Below are 18,277 nucleotides of genomic sequence, written 5' to 3' on the forward strand. Positions count from 1 at the left end.
TTTTTTATTGCTATTGATGGCAAGATGAAAAGCCAGAATTAAAAAAACCAGTGCAGGCACTGGTTTTTCATTTTTAAGACCTAGTTGTTTTTACGGTCCAGGTTTGGATCTTTAATATCGACAAAGGCATTGCTGCGAATTTCACGTAACCAGCTGTCCAGTTCGGTATCAAACTGACGTTCACCTAAAATCTGGCGTGCCATACGTTCCTGATATTCGCGGGTCATATCCTGCTGACGTGTATCTGTCACCTGTAGAATATGCCAGCCAAACTGGGTTTGAAACGGCTGGCTGATTTCACCTACCGGGGTGCTTTTCATTTGCTGTTCAAATTCAGGCACCATCACCCCTGGGCTAACCCAGCCCAAGCTACCGCCATCACGGGCAGAGCCAGTATCGGTTGAGAAAGTACCGGCCAACACTGCAAAATCTTCACCGGCTTTGAGGCGGTTATACAAACTGTCAATCATGTGCTTGGCATTTTCTGGGCTCACCACTTCTGTTGGCTGAATCAGAATATGACGGGTTTGATATTGTGGGACCAGCGCGCGCTGTTCACCGGCTTTACGATCGACCAGTTTCAGCACATGAATACCATCATTGACTGCAATCAGCTCAGTGGTCTGACCGACGTCAAGTGCACTTACACGTGCAGCCAGTTCAGCCGGAATTTCAGAAAGGCTGCGGAAACCCATATCAGCCGATTCAACTTTGGTGGCAGCTGTGCTGAACTGCTTGTTAATGGCATTGAGGTCATTGCTGTTATTCAGTGCAGTTTTAACCTGTTCCGCGGTGGCCTGTGCATTTTCACCGGATACGCGCACATGCAACACATGCGCCTGACTGCCTAAAGCGGCCTGACCTTGCGGGGTTTTCAGGAAGTTATCGACATCCTGATCGCTAATTTTAATTCGCGACATCACGACTTGCTGACGCAGACGGTTAATTGCCAAATCTTCAGCAATACGGTTGCGTAAAGAGGCATAGGTCCCCGGTGCAATACGGTCGACTTTCTGCTGGAAATCTTCCAGACTTTTGCTGCCATTTTGCTGGGCCACACGCATCACCGCTTCATTTAATGCTTTTTCATCAGGTTTGATGTTGTAACGTTTGACCTGTTCCAGCTGTGCCTGACGCACGATCAGTTGTTCTAAGGCTTGTTGTTGTAAATATTGGGCCGGTGGCACGGTTTTGTTTTGTGCCTGTAATTGTTGCTGCATTTCGGCAGCGGTTTGCGCTAAATCACTTTGTAGGATGACACTGTTATCCACCACGGCCACGACCTGATCTACAGTTTGTGCAAAAGCAGGTGCAGCTGAAGAAATACATAAAGCTAAGGCAGTGGCTTTAAAAAATTGTTTTAACTGTGGTGTCTTCATTAACGTTGTGTCCAAGTTTGATTAGTTCTATTAAACCCTAAAATACGGTTTTCAAGTAAAGATGCAAGTTTATTGTTGAAACTGCCGAGGCCTTTCAGGTTTAATTCGGCCATGATGGCGCGTTTCGGCTTGACGTTGTGATCGGAGACATCATCCAGATCATTATAATAAGAGCGGCCGTAGACCGAGATGCCCCAGCAGCAGGATTCATAGTTCACACCGAGTAAATATTCACGGGCGACGCTATTGTCCAAATCGTATTGGGCATGACCCAGAATACGCCAGTTGTTGTAGACCGGTTGAATGAACGAGGCCACCACCTGATCATAATGATCCTGACGGTTTGGAATATGACGACGGTTAATATAGCCGACATTGTATAAATTGCCTTGTTCACCGGTATAGAACAGGTGCAGATCGCGCTGGGCATTGTCACCGTTTGACATCCAGGCGGCATTGGCACCAATATTCAGGTTTTCGGTTAACTGGCTGGCCAGACTCACTACCGGGCCGGTGCGGCTTTCGGTATCAAAGCTGTCTGCAGTATTTTCCAAGGTCACACGGCGATCTTCAAAGAAGAAGCTTTGACCCAGGCTGGCACGAATCCGCTCTAAACCTACTTCATCAAACAGGCTGTAGCTTAAACCGAGTGACAGGAAGTTGTTGTCTTCCAGGCGGTCATGACCATAGAAACGGTACGGACTAAACAGCTGGTCATAGTTAATGGAAGCGGTGGCTGAATCAAAGTTTGGATGGCCATCCTGATTCTGATACGGTGCATAGGCATAGAAGGCACGCGGGGTAATGGTTTGCAGGAAGCGGCCTTCTTTTTCAAAGGTCAGGCCGGCGTCCAGGGTAAACTGCGGTACTGTTACCGATTTATTTTCACTTGAGCTATTGGTCAGAGTACCGCTGTTATTGTCATAAAACGCGATGGTGTCTTTATCAAAGAAAGTATTGACGTTGCGAAGTGACACTTCTGGAATTACAAAAGACCACGGGTTGCGGTAATTATAACGTACTTTAAAATCGTTATAGATACGGGTACCGCTTGGCTCATACGTATTTAGATCATTGGTATGACCTTCAAGATGGTTGATATCTTTTTTGAAATAAGCAGTATCGTGATTGAATTCAAGCTGGAAACCTTGAGGATTCCCGGTTTTATAGTTCAATAAGAACTGTGGTAAACGCGCATACGGACGGTCTTCATCTGGAATAGTTGGGTCCAGCGTCTGGAAATCTTCAACTTTTAGCTGCGCTCTTAAACCCGGAATGCCATTGCGATAATTTAGTTCCCAGGCGCGGCGTAAGTTCAGGTCGGTTCTGGAGTTCGGGTTGTTGTTTAAGTCAGCAAAATAGTCTTTATCTGAAGCGTAGTTATATTCCAGATTGGTATTGAACTGCTCGTTAATCTGCCAGTTATGCAGAAAGTGAAAATCCTTACGATCTTCATCATTGTATTTATTGTCAGAGGCCAGGTAGCCGCCCCAGATCTGACCCTGACCAAAATTCTCGGTCAGATAGCGGAATTCACCTTCCAGCATCGGGCCGCGGTCACCAATATAGCGTGGTGTCACGGTGGCATCATAGTTTGGAGCCAGGTTCAGGTAGACCGGTACCGCCAGTTCAACCCCACCATCATTGGTAAAGCCAAAGCTTGGGGTCAAAATACCGGTAGTACGACGGTCATCAATCGGAAAGTTAAAATATGGCACCGCCAGCACCGGTACATCTTTTACATACAGCTTGGTGCTACGGGTTTCACCGCGACCGGTTTCCTGATTTAGCTTGATTTCATCGGCCTGAATTTTCCAAGTCGGTGCCTGTTCAGGCGGGCAGGTGCTATAGGTGGCATTGTTCAATACCAAGGTATTGGTTGAAGTGCGGGCAATCTTTTCCGCCATGCCATGTGCGTGCTGTTCTTCTGCAATATAGAAGCTGTTGTGTAAATCGCCTTGCTGGGTTTTCAGGTTGTAATTGATCTGGTCGCTTTGCGCCAGTAAACCGGCTTGCGCCATTTGTACCCGGCCTTCGGCACTGGCATAGGTCTGGGTCTGGTCAATGGTAATTTTATCGGCACGAATCTGGCGGCCTTGCTGGTCAATGACCACATTGCCTTCTAAAACCGAATCCCCATTAGGATTATAGTGACCATAATCAGCGGTAACGGTCGAGGTGGCTTCTTCAGCAGCAACGGCCACGGTGTCCGGGCTAATTGGCGTGACCCAGGCGCCTTGACAATAGGCTGAACTCAGCTCTTGTCCAAAACGCTGCTGGGCTTCCGGCGCGGTTTTATCGACATAATACTGTTCAAAAAACGACTGGCCCGGATAAGCATCCTGAATGCTCTGTTTGAGTTGTTGATTGGTGATGGATGAAGCGGGCTCTGTGGTCTCTGCATGACTGCTCATCGCGTGTCCACATAACAGGGTCAAGATCGCAGTCGCTAAAGGATTAAATTTAAACTGATGCTTCATTTGTCTCATTAACCAAGAGTGCTTAATCGCAATTAATTATTGTCGCATCATAGAGAAAAAGCGCAGAAGTAGCTACACTTAGCACTTTAAAAACTCAGCCTGTATTAGAATTTATTGCAAATGAATACACAACGTGAACAATTGATACAAACATGGATTACATCTGTACTCGGTTCAGATCAATTTGAAACTCATTTTTTAGCAGGCGATGCAAGCTTCCGTCGTTATGCACGAATCAAATTGAATAATAAAACATTTATGCTGATGGATGCACCACCAGAAAAAGAAGATTGTGGTCCTTTTGTGACGATTGATGAATTTTTTGATGCGCATGGTGTACGCGTGCCGCATATCATCGCCAAAGATCTGCAGCAGGGCTTTTTGCTACTGGAAGATTTTGGTGATGTATTGCTCTCGACCCTGTTAAATGAACAGACTGTCGATGACTACTATGCACAAAGCTTTAAGCAGCTGATCCAATTGCAGTCCATTGCTGGCGAAGGCCATTTCCCGGACTATTCCTATGAAAAACTGATCAGTGAAATGGAGCTGCTCACCGACTGGATGTTGCCCTCATTACAGATTCAGCCAACCGCAGAAGAGAGCGCGTTAATCAAGCGTACCTTTGCTATTCTGGCCAATGCGGCTTTGGCCCAGCCACAAGTGATTGTACATCGTGATTTTCACAGCCGGAACCTGATGAAAATTGCAGGTGAAACCGAACTTGGGGTGATTGATTTTCAGGATGCGGTAATTGGCGCCGATACCTATGATCTGATTTCAATTACCCGCGATGCCTATGTGCAGTGGAATGCAGATCGTGTCTATCGCTGGTTTAAAACCTTTTATGATTTGTTGCCAGAAAGCGCCAAGCAGGAGCGTGATTTTGAGCAGTTCAAGAAAGACGCCGACCTGATGGCGATTCAGCGTCATATCAAGATTCTGGGTATTTTTGTGCGCCTGTTCGAGCGTGATGGCAAATCGGGTTACTTAAAAGATTTGCCGCGCGTGATGTGGTATCTACTGGAAGAATCGCAGCCTTATGCCGAATTGCAGCCTTTTATGCAGTTTATTCGTGAAAAAGTTATGCCGGCATTTGAAGCCAAATATGGCCGTTATGAGGTAGCTGCCTGATGAAAGCCATGATTCTTGCTGCCGGTTTAGGTAACCGGATGCGTCCTTTAACCTTGCATACGCCTAAACCCTTGCTGGAAGTGGGCGGTAAGCCGCTGATTGTTTGGCATATCGAAAAACTGCAGCGCATTGGCGTAACCGAAATTGTGATCAATACCGCCTGGCTGGGTGAAAAACTGGCTCAGGCTTTGGGGGATGGCAGCCAGTTTGACGTTAATATTCTCTGGTCGCATGAAGGCGAAGGTCTGGAAACCGCAGGCGGGATTATTAACGCGCTGCCGCTGCTCGGCAATGAGCCCTTTATTCTGGTCAATGGCGATGTCTGGACCACCATGGATTTTGCGCCATTATTGTCGGTACAGCTAGAGAGTCAGCTGGCGCATCTGGTGCTGGTAGAGAATCCGGCACAGCATCCGCAAGGCGATTTCACCTTATCGGAACAAAAAGCCTATACCTTTGATCAGGGTAAATCGGGTGAAAATCTGACCTATAGCGGTATTGCCGTGATTGATCCGCAGATGTTCCAGGGCCTGGAAGGTGGCAAGCGTCCACTGGCACCGTTATTGAAACAGGCCATGCAGGATGAAAAAATTGCCGCCAGCAAATTGCAGGGTGTCTGGGTAGATGTTGGCACTCCTGAGCGATTAAATGCACTGGATCAACAAATTCAGCAAGGTGTGTACGCTTAAGTGCATATTCACTAAGCACTCGCTGCTGTGACTTGGCAGATAAATCGGTATACTTTCAGCTAACTTTTTCGAGACGTTCATTGTTTATGCATACGTTTTTTCAGGAACTCAAGCAGGGTAGTCAGGCCTTGGGTTTAGAGCTCAGCGATGAGACTTTAAATTTATTACTCCAATATCAAGATGCTTTGGTGCTATGGAACAAAGCGTATAACTTGACCGCAATTCGTGATCCGAAAGAAATGCTGGTCAAGCATTTGCTCGACAGCCTGAGTATTCTCAACGATTTACCTGCCGGCCGTTTGCTGGACATTGGTACCGGTGGCGGTATGCCGGGCATGATCATTGCCTTATGTCAGCCGGAACGTCAGTGCGTGTTGCTGGACTCGAATGGCAAAAAAATCCGTTTCTTGAAGCAGTTTATTGCCGATCTGAAACTGCAAAACGTGGTGGCGGTCCAAACCCGAGTCGAAAATGAAGACAGTATCCGTGAGTTAGGCCAGTTTGATGTCATCACCAGCCGTGCCTTTGCATCTCTGACCGATTTTGTGGCGGCATCAAAACCGTTTATGCATGGACAGAGTATTATTGCTTCCATGAAAGGTCTGATTCCGGCCGATGAGGTTGAAGCATTGAAAGATGAGTTCAGCTGTGAAATTATCGAGCTAAAAGTTCCACGTCTGGACGAACAGCGTCATCTACTTTTATTAAAACATATTTAATTCATTCTAAGGATTGGGGTTACCATGGCACAAATTATTGCGATTGCGAACCAGAAAGGTGGTGTCGGTAAAACTACAACCGCAGTAAATTTGGCAGCATCGTTAGCTGTTTTGAAAAAGCGCGTTTTACTTGTGGATATGGATTCACAGGGAAATGCCACGATGGGTTCTGGTATCCAAAAAAACGACCTTCTATATTCCATTACCGATGTGTTGCTGGGCGAAGTGCCAATTGAAACGGCCATTACCAAATCGGAAGTGGGTTATAAGGTTTTAGGTGCAAACCGTGATTTGTCCGGTGTGGAACTGGCTATTGCCGAGCAGGAAGGGCGCGAGTTTATTCTGCGTGATGCACTGGGCGAAATTGAAAAAAGTTTTGACTACATTATTGTCGATTGTGCGCCAAGCTTAAGCTTAATTACCGTGAATGCGCTGGCTGCGGTACAGGGCGTGATGATTCCAATGCAATGTGAATACTATGCGCTGGAAGGTCTGGCCGATTTAACCCAGACCATCGACCGGATTCAGCAGGCGTTGAACCCAGAGCTGGAAATTATTGGCGTGCTGCGGACCATGTACGATGCGCGTAATGCATTAACCCGTGATGTGTCTGAAGAGCTGCAGCAGTATTTTGGCAAAAAACTGTATGACACCGTGATTCCACGTAATGTGCGTCTGGCCGAAGCACCGGCGCATGGTTTGCCTGTAATTTATTTTGAGAAAAGTTCAAAGGGTGCAGTTGCTTACCTGAATCTGGCAGCTGAAATGTTAAAGAAAAGCAAAGTGAAAAAAGGAAGTAAAGCATGACCACAAAAAAACGCGGACTCGCCAAAGGTCGTGGTTTGGATGCCTTACTTGGGTCGATCCAGAAAGAAAAATTACAACTTGAAGCCCAGTCTTTGGATCATGGTCAGCTAAAACAGATTGATGTGCATTTATTAAAACGGGGTGAATATCAGCCACGCCGTTTTATCCATGAACAGGACTTACAGGAGCTTGCCGCCTCGATTGAAAAACACGGGGTCATGCAACCTATTGTGATTCGTCCGATTGATGACGAACAGCATCCGTATGAAATTATTGCTGGTGAACGTCGCTGGCGTGCCGCACAGCTGGCGGGACTCACCGAAGTTCCGGCAATTGTCCGTGACCTGACCGATCAGGTGGCGATTGCACTGGCTTTAATTGAAAATATTCAGCGTCAGGATCTGAATCCGATTGATCAGGCCATGGCCTTGCAGCGCTTCCATGACGAGTTTGGTCTGAGCCATCAGGAAATTGCCGACACCGTCGGTAAGGCACGAACTACGGTCAGTAACCTGTTGCGTTTGTTGACTTTAACTGAAGAAGTTAAAGACCTGATGCAGCAAGGGCTGCTGGATATGGGCCATGCGCGCGCCATTTTGACCTTAAAAGCCAAAGATCAGCTGAAAGTGGCTGAACTGGTGATTGAAAAGAGTTTGTCGGTCCGTCAGACCGAACAGCTGGTGCGTGACTGGAGCGCACCAAAAACAGAAAAACCAAAAGCAGAACCGGCACCGGATATTCAGCAACTGACACAACGTCTGTCAGAGCGTTTCAGTGCCAATGTCAAAATTGATCATAACAAGCAGGGTAAGGGGAAGCTGGTGATCAGCTATCACTCCTTAGAAGAACTAGATGGTATTTTAAATATCTGCTTGGCTGATTAATTTTTATTGTAGATTTATTGGGGAAAATCGAATGTGGGAATTGGTAAAAGCAGGCGGCTGGCTGATGCTGCCGTTACTGTTGTGCTCTGTGTTTACGCTGGCCATCAGTATTGAGCGTTTTTTACGTCTTAAGCGTGCCGGTGTGGTGCCGAAAGCCTTGCAATTACAAACCGGACAGCCGGTGCAAGGCGTGTTACAGCAGTTGCAGCAATCGGAAAATTTACAGCACAGTACTTTGGGCCGAATCTTTATGGCTGGTGCGCAAAATAAACACCAGTCTGAACAGTTTGCGCGTGCGCAGATGGAAGCGACAGCCTCTCAGGAAATTGGGTATCTGGAAAAAAATATTAATTTCCTCGGGACTTTAAGTGCTGTAGCACCGCTGCTCGGCTTATTGGGGACCGTTCTGGGGATTATTGAATCTTTCCTGATGATTGATATCAGTTCAAGCAACCCGACTTTAATGATTCCGGGGATTTCCAAGGCGCTGATTACCACCGCAGCGGGTATGCTGATTGCGGTGCCGGCCTTATTTGCTTACCGTTATTTCCAGCGTCTGGTACAGGAATATGTGGCCGAGCTGGAACAGCAGGCGACATTGTTTCATGCTGCGCTGTTTCATCAAACCCAGATTGTTGATGAAGACATTAAAAAAGCAGGCTAAGGTGACCTATGAAATTCAAACGCTCGCAAGTGGAAGATATTCATATTAACCTGACGCCAATGATTGACTGTTTGCTATTTATTCTGGTGTTCCTGTTGCTGTCTACCAGTTTTAACCAGTTTAGCCGGATGAACCTGACCTTGCCGGAAGCGCAAGGGGTGCCACCGAAAGCCTATGACCAGAAAGTCGAGGTGGTGGTCGATGCCTCCGGGCATTATTCGGTCAACGGGCAGGCGCTTTCCAGCAAGGAAGTTGCTGATTTAAATACAGCAATTAAACAAATTTCCAATGATCGACGTGATTTAATGTTTATCATTGCGGCAGACGCGAAAGCTTCTCATCAGGATGTGATTCGTGTCATGGATGTTGCGGGACAACTGGGTTTCGTCAACATTAACATCAGTACGAAAGTACCAACTCGAGGCTATTAGTGAATCCGGATTATAAAGTCTACCTGCGTCTACTCGGTTATTTAAAACCTTTCTGGGGAATCGCAATTCTGGTTGTGTTGGGTTTTGCCATCAATGCGGCGACTGAAGTTTCAGTGGCCAAGTTGCTGGAAAAAATTATTACGGCAATTCAGGAAAAAGACTACACCTTCACCCACCTGTTTCCTTTTCTGGTGGTGTTGCTGATGTTTTTCCGTGGTGTCGGCCTGTTTCTGGGCGGCTACTATACCGCGGTCATTTCACGTAATCTGGTGTTTAATGTGCGCCAGGAAGTATTTGCCAAATTGCTGCGCTTACCGTCGCAGTATTATCTGGACAATACCAGTGGCCACATTACTGCCAAAATCATGTATAACGTGGAGCAGCTGACAGCGGCTTCCACCGAATCTTTGCGTACCTTGCTGCAACAGGGTTTAATTACTATCGCCTTACTTGGTTACCTGTTTTATAGCAACTGGCGTTTGACCATTTGTATTCTGATTTTCGCGCCGCTGATTGGCCTGTTAATCCGGAAAGCCGCCAAGCGTATGCGTAAGCTGTCAATTCAGGTGCAGGATACCATGGGTGATGTGAACCACGTGGTGCAGGAAACTGTAAACGGCAATCTGGTGGTGAAAGGTTTTGCCGGTCATCAATACGAGCAGGAACGCTTTAAACAGAACTCACTGGAAAACTTGCGCCGCGGCCTGAAAATGGTAGCTGTGCAGCAGCTCAACAGTCCGGTGGTACAGCTGATCATGTCGATTGCACTTTCCATTGTGATCTGGATTGCACTGCGCCCGGAAATTTTACGCGATACCTCAGCTGGTGAATTTGTGGCTTATATTACTGCTGCCGGGATGCTGAGCAAACCAATTAAAGCGCTAACCGATATCAACGAAAAACTGCAACGCGGTATGGCGGCGGCGCATTCAGTATTTGAACTGCTGGATATGCCGGAAGAAAAAAATACTGGTACCTTAACTCCAGCCTTAAAAGGCAATATTGAATTTGATCAGGCCAATCTGGTCTATGCCGATGGCCATCATGCCATTCATGACTTTAGCCTGAATGTTAAAGCCGGTGAAACCGTGGCACTGGTCGGACGTTCAGGGGCGGGCAAAAGCTCACTGGTTAATTTGCTGGTGCGTTTTCAGGAATTATCTTCAGGCCAGATCAAGCTGGATGGGCTGGATATTCATCAGATTGAACTGAATAGCCTGCGTACCCAAATTGCCATGGTCAATCAGCAGGTGGTGCTGTTTAACCGTACCGTGCGTGAAAATATTGCGTATGGTCAGCTGGAAGGTGCGTCGGATGAAGAGATCATCGCGGCGGCCAAAGCGGCGTATGCGCATGATTTTATTATGGCCTTACCACAAGGTTATGACACACCACTCGGTGCGCAGGGTTTAAACCTGTCCGGTGGTCAGCGTCAGCGTATCGCGATTGCCCGTGCCATTTTGAAAAATGCGCCGATCCTGATTTTGGATGAGGCGACCAGTGCATTAGACAATGAATCTGAATACTTTATTCAACGTGCCTTTGATGCAGCGATGCAGAATCGTACCACCATTGTCATTGCACACCGTTTATCTACCATTGAAAATGCCGACCGTATTGTGGTGATGGATCAGGGGCGTATTATTGAGCAGGGTACCCATCAGGAACTGTTAAACCAGCAGGGTGCTTATTATCAGTTGCATCAGCGCAATTTCGAGGAATAATCAGCCATGTCATTTGCACAATTCATTCAGGACGCTTGGAACAAGCAAGCCAAATGGTTGGTTGTGCTACGGCCGTTGGCGCTGTTATATCGTGGTGGCAGTGTGCTGAATCAGAAGCTGTATGCTTCGGGGATGAAAGCAGCCTATACCGCACCAGTGCCGGTGATGGTGATTGGCAACATTACCGTAGGCGGTAGCGGCAAAACGCCGCTGCTGATTCATCTGGTTAATTATCTGCATAGCCTGAATGTGCGTGTTGGCGTAATTAGCCGCGGCTATGGCGGCAAAGGCCCATTCCCGGCCTATGTTGATTTTGAATCGACGCCAGATATGGTCGGCGATGAACCCTGTCTGATTGTACAATCTACCGGTGCGCCAATGGCGGTCGGTGCCAATCGTCAGCAGAGTATTGAATTGCTGCTGTCCAGACATGAACTGGACCTGATTATCAGTGATGATGGTTTGCAACATCTGGCGCTCAATCGCCAATTGGAATGGATTGTGCTGGATAATAATCGCGGTCTGGGCAATGAAAAAATTCTGCCTGAAGGTTATTTGCGAGAGCCGAAAAGCCGCCTGAATACAGCAACCGTGATTGAACATGCGGCACAGCCAAGTTCAGCGCTGAATATGCATCTGGAAGTGGCTGAGCCTTATTTACTTAATGCCATAGAGGGTAAGGTGTTTAATCCGCAAGATGCTTTTTATGCCGTGGTTGGGATTGGTTTTCCGCAGCGTTTTTATCGCACCTTAGAGTCGATGGGCATCCAGCAATTCCAGTGCCACGAATTTCCAGATCATCATGATTATGAAATTGATGACTTGCAGTTTGAAGATCATCAACCGATTATTACCACCGAAAAAGATGCGGTGAAAATTTTGCCCTTGCTGAAACAGTATCCTGATTTTAACCGGGAAATCTGGGTGGTGCCGGTTGAAGCGGTATTGTCACCCGCCTGTTATCAGGTTTTGCATCAACAGTTAGCGCAGCTGGGTTTGACCCTGAATGAAGGACAGTTATGAAACACATCGTTATTCCTGCACGTTTTGCCAGTTCACGCTTACCGGGTAAGCCCTTACTTGAAATTCATGGCCGTCCCATGATTTTACGGGTGGTGGATCAGGCCAAAAAAGTTGAAGGTTTTGATGACTTATGTGTGGCGACAGATGATGTGCGTATTGCCGATGTCTGCCGCGCTGAAGGGGTGGATGTGGTCTTGACTTCAGCGGATCATCCTTCTGGGACTGACCGTTTAAGTGAAGTAGCGCGGATTAAAGGCTGGGCCAGTGATGACATTATTGTCAATGTGCAAGGTGATGAACCTTTGTTGCCCGCGCAGCTGGTGAAACAGGTGGCGCAGCTCTTGGTCGATCAGCCTGGCTGTTCGATGTCGACACTGTGTGAACCGATTCATGCGCTGGATGAGTTTCAGCGTGATAGCATTGTCAAAGTGGTGATGTCCAAGCACAATCAGGCTTTGTATTTTAGCCGTGCGACCATTCCTTATGATCGTGACGGGGCGAAAAATGCCGTGCCGCAATTGCATGATCAGGCTTATCGTCATTTGGGCCTGTATGCCTATCGGGTAAAACTGTTACAGGAATATGTGACTTGGGAGATGGGTCTGCTGGAGCGTCTGGAAAGTCTGGAGCAGCTGCGGGTGCTGGAAAATGGACATCGGATTGCGATTGCCGTGGCTGAAGCCAATTTACCGCCGGGTGTCGATACCCAGGAAGATCTGGATCGTTTGAATGCGCTTGATCTTGCACATTTTGAATCGTAGAGCTGGCCATGCAGAATGAAGTGACTGCGCAGATTTATCCCTGGCAGCAAACAGTTTGGGATACACTAACGGGCAGATTTCCCCAGTTGGGCCATGGACTGCTGTTTTATGGTAAAAAAGGCTGTGGCAAAGAAGCTTTTGCGCAGCAGTTTCTGGCCTGGATTTTGTGCCAGCATCGTCATGAGCGCAATCTGCCCTGTGGCGAGTGCGGCAGTTGTCAATGGTTAAAATCAGATACGCATCCGAATTATGTTTATGTCACGATCGATGAAGAGAATAAAAAACAAAACGCGAAAATTAAGATCGAGAAGATCCGTGATTTATTACCATTTGTGCAACAAACCGTAGATGGCTGGCGGGTTATTGTGATTGAGCCGGCAGAAGCCTTGAATATTGCTTCTGCCAATGCCTTGCTAAAAACACTGGAAGAGCCGGGCGAGCGGGTGGTGATTATCCTGCTGGCCGATCATTACCTAAAGCTGCCCGCGACTATTCGCAGTCGTTTACAGCATTTTGCCCTTGACCGGATTGCTCCGGAACTGGCCCATGATTTTTTAAGCCAGCACTTGCCGGAAAGCAGCGAGCAGCAAAAACAGCTGCTGATGAACCTGTCCAATCAGATGCCGCTGCAAGCCATTCAGGTGGCCGAGCAGGACTGGTTCTTTAAGCGCGCTGACTTTGTGCAAGACTGGCAAAAATTGGTCAGTCAAAAAAATATGCCGATGGCAATTGCGACCAAGTGGAATAAAGAGCTGAGTTTTGGTGAATTTGGTCAGATGTTTGAATACTTGTTGTCAGATTTGATTTGTGTCAAGCTAAATCAACCGGTGAAAAACATCGACCTGACACTAAGCGCGCTGGCCGAGCAGTATTCGCTGGAAGCATTATTTGATATTTATAGTGATATACAACAATCAAAACAGATGACAGAGCAGAATGTTCAAAGCAATCTGATTCTTGATCAGCTGTGTATAAAATTGATGAATCTTTAAGGGGAAACAGTATGCAGCCACGTATGGGCGGAATTATCCAGGCCAATATTCCAGATCTAGAAACGCTCTATTTAAGTTATATGCCCTATGTGGTCGATGGCGGACTGTTTATTCCTTCCAAGCAACCGGTGCAGATGGGCGAAGAAATCTTTGTACTGGCGACCTTGCCGGAACAATCACAAAAAATTCCACTGACCGGTAAAGTAATCTGGATTTCACAAAAACAGAATGGGGTGAAATTACAGGGCTTTGGTATTCAACTCAGTGGTGAAAAGGGTCTGTATTACAAAGCAGAAGCAGAAAGACTACTGGCAGGACTTAAGTCTTCAAATCGAAACAGTTACACTATGTAGTCTGTTCTAAGTTGTTGTAGGAAACGCCTGTGTTTGTAGATACGCATTGTCATTTAACCATGCTCGATTTAACTCCGTATGATGGAAATCTGGATCTGGCATTGGCGCAGGCGCGAGAAGCCGGCGTATCTAAATTTATGAGTATTTCGGTCGATCTGGATGACCATATCGAACTGGCAAAAATTGCCGCACGTCATGCAGATGTCGGTTATACCGTGGGTGTGCATCCTTGTGAAGATGCGGCCACCATGGCGCGTGCCACCACTGACTATCTGGTCGAGCTGGCACAACCGGAAAAAGTCTGGGCGCTGGGGGAAACCGGGCTGGATTATTATCACAGTACCGATTTTATTGCCGAGCAGAAAGACTGTTTTGCCCGCCATATCCATGCCTCGCAAATCGTAAAAAAACCGGTGGTGGTGCATACCCGTTCAGCCAAGCAGGATACGGTTGATATTATCCGCGCAGAAAAATCAACCCATGGGATTTTGCACTGTTTTACCGAAGATTGGGAAACCGCCAAAGCGGTACTGGACTGCGGTTACTATGTCTCTTTCTCGGGTATTGTGTCTTTTAAAAATGCCCAGGATTTACGGGATGTGGCCAAGCAGGTGCCACTAGATCGCGTTCTGATTGAAACCGATTCACCGTATCTGGCACCAATGCCATATCGTGGTAAATCAAATGAACCAAAATATGTCCCATATGTAGCCAAAGCCCTGAGTGATGTATATGATAAGTCACTGGAAGAGATGGCTTTCATAACCATGCAGAATTTTGAAAACCTCTTGAACCAAAAGTAAAAATCTAGAAATTTTTAAAACTGACCGATAAGTGCATAAGAGAGAGTTTATAGGGTGAAGATGGATCGTCAGGCTCAATTTCGAGCAAGAGAAACCTTAATTTTTCAAGTGGCAGAGCAGTTGCTATTAGAAAATGGCGAAGCAGGGATGACGCTTGATGCCTTGGCCGCAGAATTAGACCTGGCCAAAGGCACGCTTTATAAACATTTCCAGAGTAAAGACGAGCTGTACATGTTGCTGATTATTCGTAATGAGAACATGCTGCTCGAAATGATCAAGGATGCTGAGAAAAAGTTTCCTGAACATTTGGCCTTCTTTATGCTGCATCACTTGCATCATCCAGAGCGCACGGTACTGTTCCATCAGATTGAAGAGCGCCTGTCGACTACCGGTATGGGCATCAACCATCTGTTTAACGAACTGTATCAGGTGCGTAAACAGCGCCTGCGTCTGATTATTCGCATGACCGAGCATTATCTGGAATCAATTCAGAGCAAAATGTCAGTGCGTGATTATCTGGCCTCGATCTGGTCATTGACGCACGGTGCGGCGGCCATTCTAAATTCCAGTTTTTACCAGCGTTATCTGGGTTCACGTGACACCTTGCGCGTGGCCTATATCGATCAGGCACTGGCCTTGCCGAAACAAGTTCAACATCTCGAACAGATCGTCTAAATCTCATGACTAGATCGCATCACTTCTCATCTGTTCGTGGTTTTACACTCATTGAATTGATGGTGGTGATTGTGGTCATGGCCATTGCCGCCTCACTGGTGCTGATGAATATTGGCGGGGTGGACCAGCGCAGCGCCATGCAGGCACGTGAAGTGTTTTTGATGGATGTGAAGAAGCTGCAACGCGAAGCGGACGATCAATCGCGTGTGCTGGCTCTAAATGTTCAAAATGCCACCGATGTGTCACCATTTCGTTATGAAGTTCTGGAATATTTGCCAGCAACCACCGCTACCGACAGTTCAAGCGTCATGCTCAGTCAAACCGCGACCCGCTGGCAAAAATATGCCGAATTTGAGATGCAAAGTTTGCCCGATGGAGTGAGCTTTCAGATCCAGCCTTTACAACACGGCTTTGAGAATGCGCAGAATGCCGCCTTGCTGCAAGGCGATGCGCCGAAACTGATCTGGCTCGGTAATGGCGAAATTAAACCGGTACGGATTCAGTTTTATTTCGAGCAGCGTCCGGTTGGGGCTGAAATCGAAATTGATCATCTGGGTAAGATCGTGAATGAAGAATAGATTATTTTCAGCCTTCTTATCGCCTGATCTGCAAAAACTGAGCCGGCTTTTTTCCAGCTGTTCAACATCCGCGTACCGATTACGAGCATATCCGCATCAGACCCGATTCAAGCGTATTGCCGGTTTTACCTTATTAGAAGTGATGGTGGCACTGGCGATTTTCGCTACAGCTGCCATGGCGCTGACTCAAGTGGCCATGCAATATACCCAGTCGACCTCTCATGCCATTTTAAGAACCAAAGCGCAGTTTGTGGCCTTAAACGAACAGGCTCTAATGGAAATCCAGCAGGACTGGCTGACGGGTACGCAATCAAAACAGGTCACCCTGCAAGGTGAAAGCTGGCAAATTGATAAAAGCGCACAGCCGACCATTAGCCCGAATGTGCAGCGGGTAGAAGTGCAGGTCAGCTTATTTAACCCCGATACCGGTCAGGTTGAAGCCGGCATCACCCATTTGGTGTTTTTTAATCATCGGGTGGCGCAATGATTAAGGCTAAACGCGGATTTACTCTGGTCGAGCTGCTGGTGGCCATTGCCATCTTTGCGGTGCTGTCTGCCTTGGGTTGGAAAGTATTTGATTATCTGGTCAAGGTCAAAGACCGTAACCAGTGGCATGAACAGCAGTTAGAAGGATTGCAGGGTGCCTATCAGCAAATCTTGCGTGACAGCATTCAGATTGTACCGCTGACGGCCAACATCAATAATGATATTCAGCCAGCTTTGGTATTACAAAACGGCCGTTTTAATTTTAGCAAGACCGGTGTGACCGATCCTTTGCAGCAGGGCATTGCCCCCACTGAACGGATTGAATATCAGTACCGGGCCGACGAACAAAAACTGTATCGTCTGAAATATGCCAATTTGCATCAATCCGGGCAGGATCAGCCGGTTTCCAGCGTATTATTGGACAATGTTAGCCAGTTTCAGGTCAGTGTGCTGAATCCGCAGGAGCTGAGTAACTGGCCAGACAGCAGTATTGACTTAAATGATAATCAACAAAAACGCAAACTGCCAAAAGGCATTAAAATAAATTTAACCGTACAAGATGTACAATATGAATGGATTTTTAGCCTGTTAAATACTGACTTCCTGAAATCAGACAATAAAACCACATCATAAAACAGGCACTAAAGACAGGCAGTGAATGGGGCAATGAGACAGAACATAAAACAGCAACAGGGTATTGCGCTAATCACCATTTTAATGATGGTGGCATTGGCCACCATTTTGGCGGCGACCATTGCCAAACGTCAGGCCTATACAGCAGAAAGTACTGCTTATTTAATGCGGCAGAACCAGTCCTTGCTCTATGCCAAAAGTGCCGAAGCCTTCTTCGCTGAATTGCTCAAAGATGATGCTGAAAATGCTGCCGAGGTCGATCATCTGCAAGAAAACTGGGCCCAGCCGATGCCAGCCTTTCCTGTCGAAGATGGTTTTGTGGCGGGTGTGTTGAGTGATGAATCGGGGAAGTTCAATTTAAATGCCTTGCTGAATGACAATGGCAATGTTAATGAAAATGCCAAACTGTATTTTGAACGGCTGCTGGTGCGTGTTGGCTTGCCTGCCCAAATCAGTGAAGCGGTAATTGACTGGCAAGATGCCGATGATTTACCCATCGGGCCGATGGGTGCCGAGAGTAGCTATTATCAGGGCCTACCTAATGGTTATTTACCTTCAAATTCCTTGTTTTATAGTGTCGAAGAACTGAAACAGGTACGCGGCTTTGAAGAAGGTCAATATCAGCTGTTACTGCCTTATGTCAGTGCTTTGCCGAACCGCAGTACCAGTATCAACATCAATACGGCACCGGCTTTGGTGCTGGCCAGTATTGATGACAAGCTGGATGTGAACCAGATTCAGCAGGTGCTGGAACAGCGTCAGGCCAATCTGGAGCATTTTGCCAATACGCAGGAACTGTGGGAGCTGGATGCCTTTAAACAGGTGGATGCCGCCCTGAAAGCTCAGGTCGGTGCTTTACTGGGGGTACAGTCCAATTACTTTAAGGCAAAAATTGAAGTGATGCTGAGTGAACGCAAACGCCAGTTTAGTAGTGATCTGGTGCGCGATAAAAAAACGGTTTATGTGGCCTATCGCAGCATGGCACCATTTTAAAACACAGCCTTTCAGCGCAATTTTCACTGTGCATAAAGCGAGATAGGTTTTAGCTATCAAGTTAAACAG

20 protein-coding genes are annotated in these 18,277 nt (G+C 47.0%); 18 read left to right on the forward strand and 2 right to left on the reverse strand.

Going from position 1 to position 18,277, the window contains the following annotated elements; translation table 11 throughout:
- Positions 1 to 80: 80 nt before the first annotated feature.
- Positions 81 to 1,379 (reverse strand): peptidylprolyl isomerase, encoded by a 1,299-nt coding sequence (locus FTU50_RS09200; RefSeq protein WP_016658233.1) that lies wholly within the window; start codon positions 1,377 to 1,379, stop codon positions 81 to 83.
- A complete protein-coding gene (locus tag FTU50_RS09205; protein ID WP_180046264.1) occupies positions 1,379 to 3,859 on the reverse strand; it encodes an LPS-assembly protein LptD in 2,481 nt (826 codons plus the stop codon). Before FTU50_RS09205 ends, FTU50_RS09200 begins: the two co-directional genes overlap by 1 nt.
- 120 nt (positions 3,860 to 3,979) lie before the next feature.
- Between FTU50_RS09205 and FTU50_RS09210 the strand changes: the two genes are divergently transcribed.
- From FTU50_RS09210 to gspK, 18 genes are all read left to right on the forward strand, one after another.
- Entirely contained in the window at positions 3,980 to 4,993 is a 1,014-nt protein-coding gene (locus FTU50_RS09210; RefSeq protein WP_005177470.1) for an aminoglycoside phosphotransferase family protein, read from the forward strand.
- Complete coding sequence (gene murU / locus FTU50_RS09215) at positions 4,993 to 5,682, forward strand: N-acetylmuramate alpha-1-phosphate uridylyltransferase MurU (RefSeq protein WP_168381355.1); 690 nt, start codon at positions 4,993 to 4,995, stop codon at positions 5,680 to 5,682. Before FTU50_RS09210 ends, murU begins: the two co-directional genes overlap by 1 nt.
- 86 nt (positions 5,683 to 5,768) lie before the next feature.
- Positions 5,769 to 6,401, forward strand: coding sequence for a 16S rRNA (guanine(527)-N(7))-methyltransferase RsmG (gene rsmG / locus FTU50_RS09220; protein WP_016658229.1), 633 nt, complete (start codon positions 5,769 to 5,771; stop codon positions 6,399 to 6,401).
- 24 nt (positions 6,402 to 6,425) lie between these two features.
- Positions 6,426 to 7,208, forward strand: a complete 783-nt coding sequence (locus FTU50_RS09225; protein ID WP_005177476.1) for a ParA family protein — start codon at positions 6,426 to 6,428, stop codon at positions 7,206 to 7,208.
- Complete coding sequence (locus FTU50_RS09230) at positions 7,205 to 8,092, forward strand: ParB/RepB/Spo0J family partition protein (RefSeq protein WP_180046262.1); 888 nt, start codon at positions 7,205 to 7,207, stop codon at positions 8,090 to 8,092. Before FTU50_RS09225 ends, FTU50_RS09230 begins: the two co-directional genes overlap by 4 nt.
- 31 nt (positions 8,093 to 8,123) lie before the next feature.
- Positions 8,124 to 8,756: a MotA/TolQ/ExbB proton channel family protein gene (locus FTU50_RS09235; RefSeq protein ID WP_005177480.1), complete on the forward strand. Its 633-nt coding sequence runs from the start codon at positions 8,124 to 8,126 to the stop codon at positions 8,754 to 8,756.
- A gap of 8 nt (positions 8,757 to 8,764) precedes the next feature.
- On the forward strand, positions 8,765 to 9,187 hold the full coding sequence (locus FTU50_RS09240) for a biopolymer transporter ExbD (RefSeq protein ID WP_005177483.1): 423 nt from the start codon (positions 8,765 to 8,767) through the stop codon (positions 9,185 to 9,187).
- Positions 9,187 to 10,911 carry a lipid A export permease/ATP-binding protein MsbA gene (gene msbA, locus FTU50_RS09245; RefSeq protein WP_180046260.1) on the forward strand — a complete coding sequence of 575 codons (1,725 nt, stop codon included), beginning with the start codon at positions 9,187 to 9,189 and terminating at the stop codon, positions 10,909 to 10,911. The genes FTU50_RS09240 and msbA overlap by 1 nt, the downstream gene beginning before the upstream one ends.
- 6 nt (positions 10,912 to 10,917) lie before the next feature.
- Positions 10,918 to 11,934 carry a tetraacyldisaccharide 4'-kinase gene (lpxK, locus tag FTU50_RS09250; protein ID WP_075174512.1) on the forward strand — a complete coding sequence of 339 codons (1,017 nt, stop codon included), beginning with the start codon at positions 10,918 to 10,920 and terminating at the stop codon, positions 11,932 to 11,934.
- Positions 11,931 to 12,695, forward strand: a complete 765-nt coding sequence (gene kdsB / locus FTU50_RS09255; RefSeq protein ID WP_104488987.1) for a 3-deoxy-manno-octulosonate cytidylyltransferase — start codon at positions 11,931 to 11,933, stop codon at positions 12,693 to 12,695. The genes lpxK and kdsB overlap by 4 nt, the downstream gene beginning before the upstream one ends.
- An 8-nt stretch (positions 12,696 to 12,703) precedes the next feature.
- A complete protein-coding gene (locus tag FTU50_RS09260; protein WP_180054548.1) occupies positions 12,704 to 13,687 on the forward strand; it encodes a DNA polymerase III subunit delta' in 984 nt (327 codons plus the stop codon).
- A gap of 11 nt (positions 13,688 to 13,698) precedes the next feature.
- Positions 13,699 to 14,040, forward strand: coding sequence for a PilZ domain-containing protein (locus tag FTU50_RS09265; protein ID WP_005177501.1), 342 nt, complete (start codon positions 13,699 to 13,701; stop codon positions 14,038 to 14,040).
- Between the two features lie 29 nt (positions 14,041 to 14,069).
- Positions 14,070 to 14,843 carry a TatD family hydrolase gene (locus FTU50_RS09270; RefSeq protein ID WP_168381360.1) on the forward strand — a complete coding sequence of 258 codons (774 nt, stop codon included), beginning with the start codon at positions 14,070 to 14,072 and terminating at the stop codon, positions 14,841 to 14,843.
- A 60-nt stretch (positions 14,844 to 14,903) separates the two neighbouring features.
- Positions 14,904 to 15,518 (forward strand): TetR/AcrR family transcriptional regulator, encoded by a 615-nt coding sequence (locus tag FTU50_RS09275; RefSeq protein ID WP_016658223.1) that lies wholly within the window; start codon positions 14,904 to 14,906, stop codon positions 15,516 to 15,518.
- A 5-nt stretch (positions 15,519 to 15,523) separates the two neighbouring features.
- Positions 15,524 to 16,096 carry a prepilin-type N-terminal cleavage/methylation domain-containing protein gene (locus FTU50_RS09280; protein WP_160241360.1) on the forward strand — a complete coding sequence of 191 codons (573 nt, stop codon included), beginning with the start codon at positions 15,524 to 15,526 and terminating at the stop codon, positions 16,094 to 16,096.
- A gap of 115 nt (positions 16,097 to 16,211) precedes the next feature.
- Positions 16,212 to 16,583 carry a type II secretion system minor pseudopilin GspI gene (gspI, locus tag FTU50_RS09285; RefSeq protein WP_228288776.1) on the forward strand — a complete coding sequence of 124 codons (372 nt, stop codon included), beginning with the start codon at positions 16,212 to 16,214 and terminating at the stop codon, positions 16,581 to 16,583.
- On the forward strand, positions 16,580 to 17,215 hold the full coding sequence (gene gspJ, locus FTU50_RS09290) for a type II secretion system minor pseudopilin GspJ (RefSeq protein ID WP_152342358.1): 636 nt from the start codon (positions 16,580 to 16,582) through the stop codon (positions 17,213 to 17,215). Before gspI ends, gspJ begins: the two co-directional genes overlap by 4 nt.
- A gap of 33 nt (positions 17,216 to 17,248) precedes the next feature.
- Positions 17,249 to 18,208 (forward strand): type II secretion system minor pseudopilin GspK, encoded by a 960-nt coding sequence (gene gspK, locus FTU50_RS09295; RefSeq protein WP_171526201.1) that lies wholly within the window; start codon positions 17,249 to 17,251, stop codon positions 18,206 to 18,208.
- Positions 18,209 to 18,277: the final 69 nt, after the last annotated feature.

Origin of the sequence: Acinetobacter sp. YH12112 (genome assembly GCF_013418945.1) — a bacterium.
In the GTDB taxonomy this organism is placed as follows: Bacteria; Pseudomonadota; Gammaproteobacteria; order Pseudomonadales; family Moraxellaceae; genus Acinetobacter; species Acinetobacter indicus.

What these genes read in the sequence shown, in the direction of transcription:
- FTU50_RS09230 (WP_180046262.1), top strand. Translation starts at nt 7,205, where the DNA reads ATGACCACAAAAAAACGCGGACTCGCCAAAGGTCGTGGTTTGGATGCC.
- lpxK (WP_075174512.1), top strand. Translation starts at nt 10,918, where the DNA reads ATGTCATTTGCACAATTCATTCAGGACGCTTGGAACAAGCAAGCCAAA.
- FTU50_RS09235 (WP_005177480.1), top strand. Translation starts at nt 8,124, where the DNA reads ATGTGGGAATTGGTAAAAGCAGGCGGCTGGCTGATGCTGCCGTTACTG.
- FTU50_RS09260 (WP_180054548.1), top strand. Translation starts at nt 12,704, where the DNA reads ATGCAGAATGAAGTGACTGCGCAGATTTATCCCTGGCAGCAAACAGTT.
- gspJ (WP_152342358.1), top strand. Translation starts at nt 16,580, where the DNA reads ATGATTAAGGCTAAACGCGGATTTACTCTGGTCGAGCTGCTGGTGGCC.
- FTU50_RS09205 (WP_180046264.1), bottom strand. Translation starts at nt 3,859, where the DNA reads ATGAAGCATCAGTTTAAATTTAATCCTTTAGCGACTGCGATCTTGACC.
- FTU50_RS09225 (WP_005177476.1), top strand. Translation starts at nt 6,426, where the DNA reads ATGGCACAAATTATTGCGATTGCGAACCAGAAAGGTGGTGTCGGTAAA.
- FTU50_RS09265 (WP_005177501.1), top strand. Translation starts at nt 13,699, where the DNA reads ATGCAGCCACGTATGGGCGGAATTATCCAGGCCAATATTCCAGATCTA.
- FTU50_RS09210 (WP_005177470.1), top strand. Translation starts at nt 3,980, where the DNA reads ATGAATACACAACGTGAACAATTGATACAAACATGGATTACATCTGTA.
- rsmG (WP_016658229.1), top strand. Translation starts at nt 5,769, where the DNA reads ATGCATACGTTTTTTCAGGAACTCAAGCAGGGTAGTCAGGCCTTGGGT.
- FTU50_RS09280 (WP_160241360.1), top strand. Translation starts at nt 15,524, where the DNA reads ATGACTAGATCGCATCACTTCTCATCTGTTCGTGGTTTTACACTCATT.
- kdsB (WP_104488987.1), top strand. Translation starts at nt 11,931, where the DNA reads ATGAAACACATCGTTATTCCTGCACGTTTTGCCAGTTCACGCTTACCG.
- FTU50_RS09240 (WP_005177483.1), top strand. Translation starts at nt 8,765, where the DNA reads ATGAAATTCAAACGCTCGCAAGTGGAAGATATTCATATTAACCTGACG.
- FTU50_RS09200 (WP_016658233.1), bottom strand. Translation starts at nt 1,379, where the DNA reads ATGAAGACACCACAGTTAAAACAATTTTTTAAAGCCACTGCCTTAGCT.
- FTU50_RS09275 (WP_016658223.1), top strand. Translation starts at nt 14,904, where the DNA reads ATGGATCGTCAGGCTCAATTTCGAGCAAGAGAAACCTTAATTTTTCAA.
- murU (WP_168381355.1), top strand. Translation starts at nt 4,993, where the DNA reads ATGAAAGCCATGATTCTTGCTGCCGGTTTAGGTAACCGGATGCGTCCT.
- gspK (WP_171526201.1), top strand. Translation starts at nt 17,249, where the DNA reads ATGAGACAGAACATAAAACAGCAACAGGGTATTGCGCTAATCACCATT.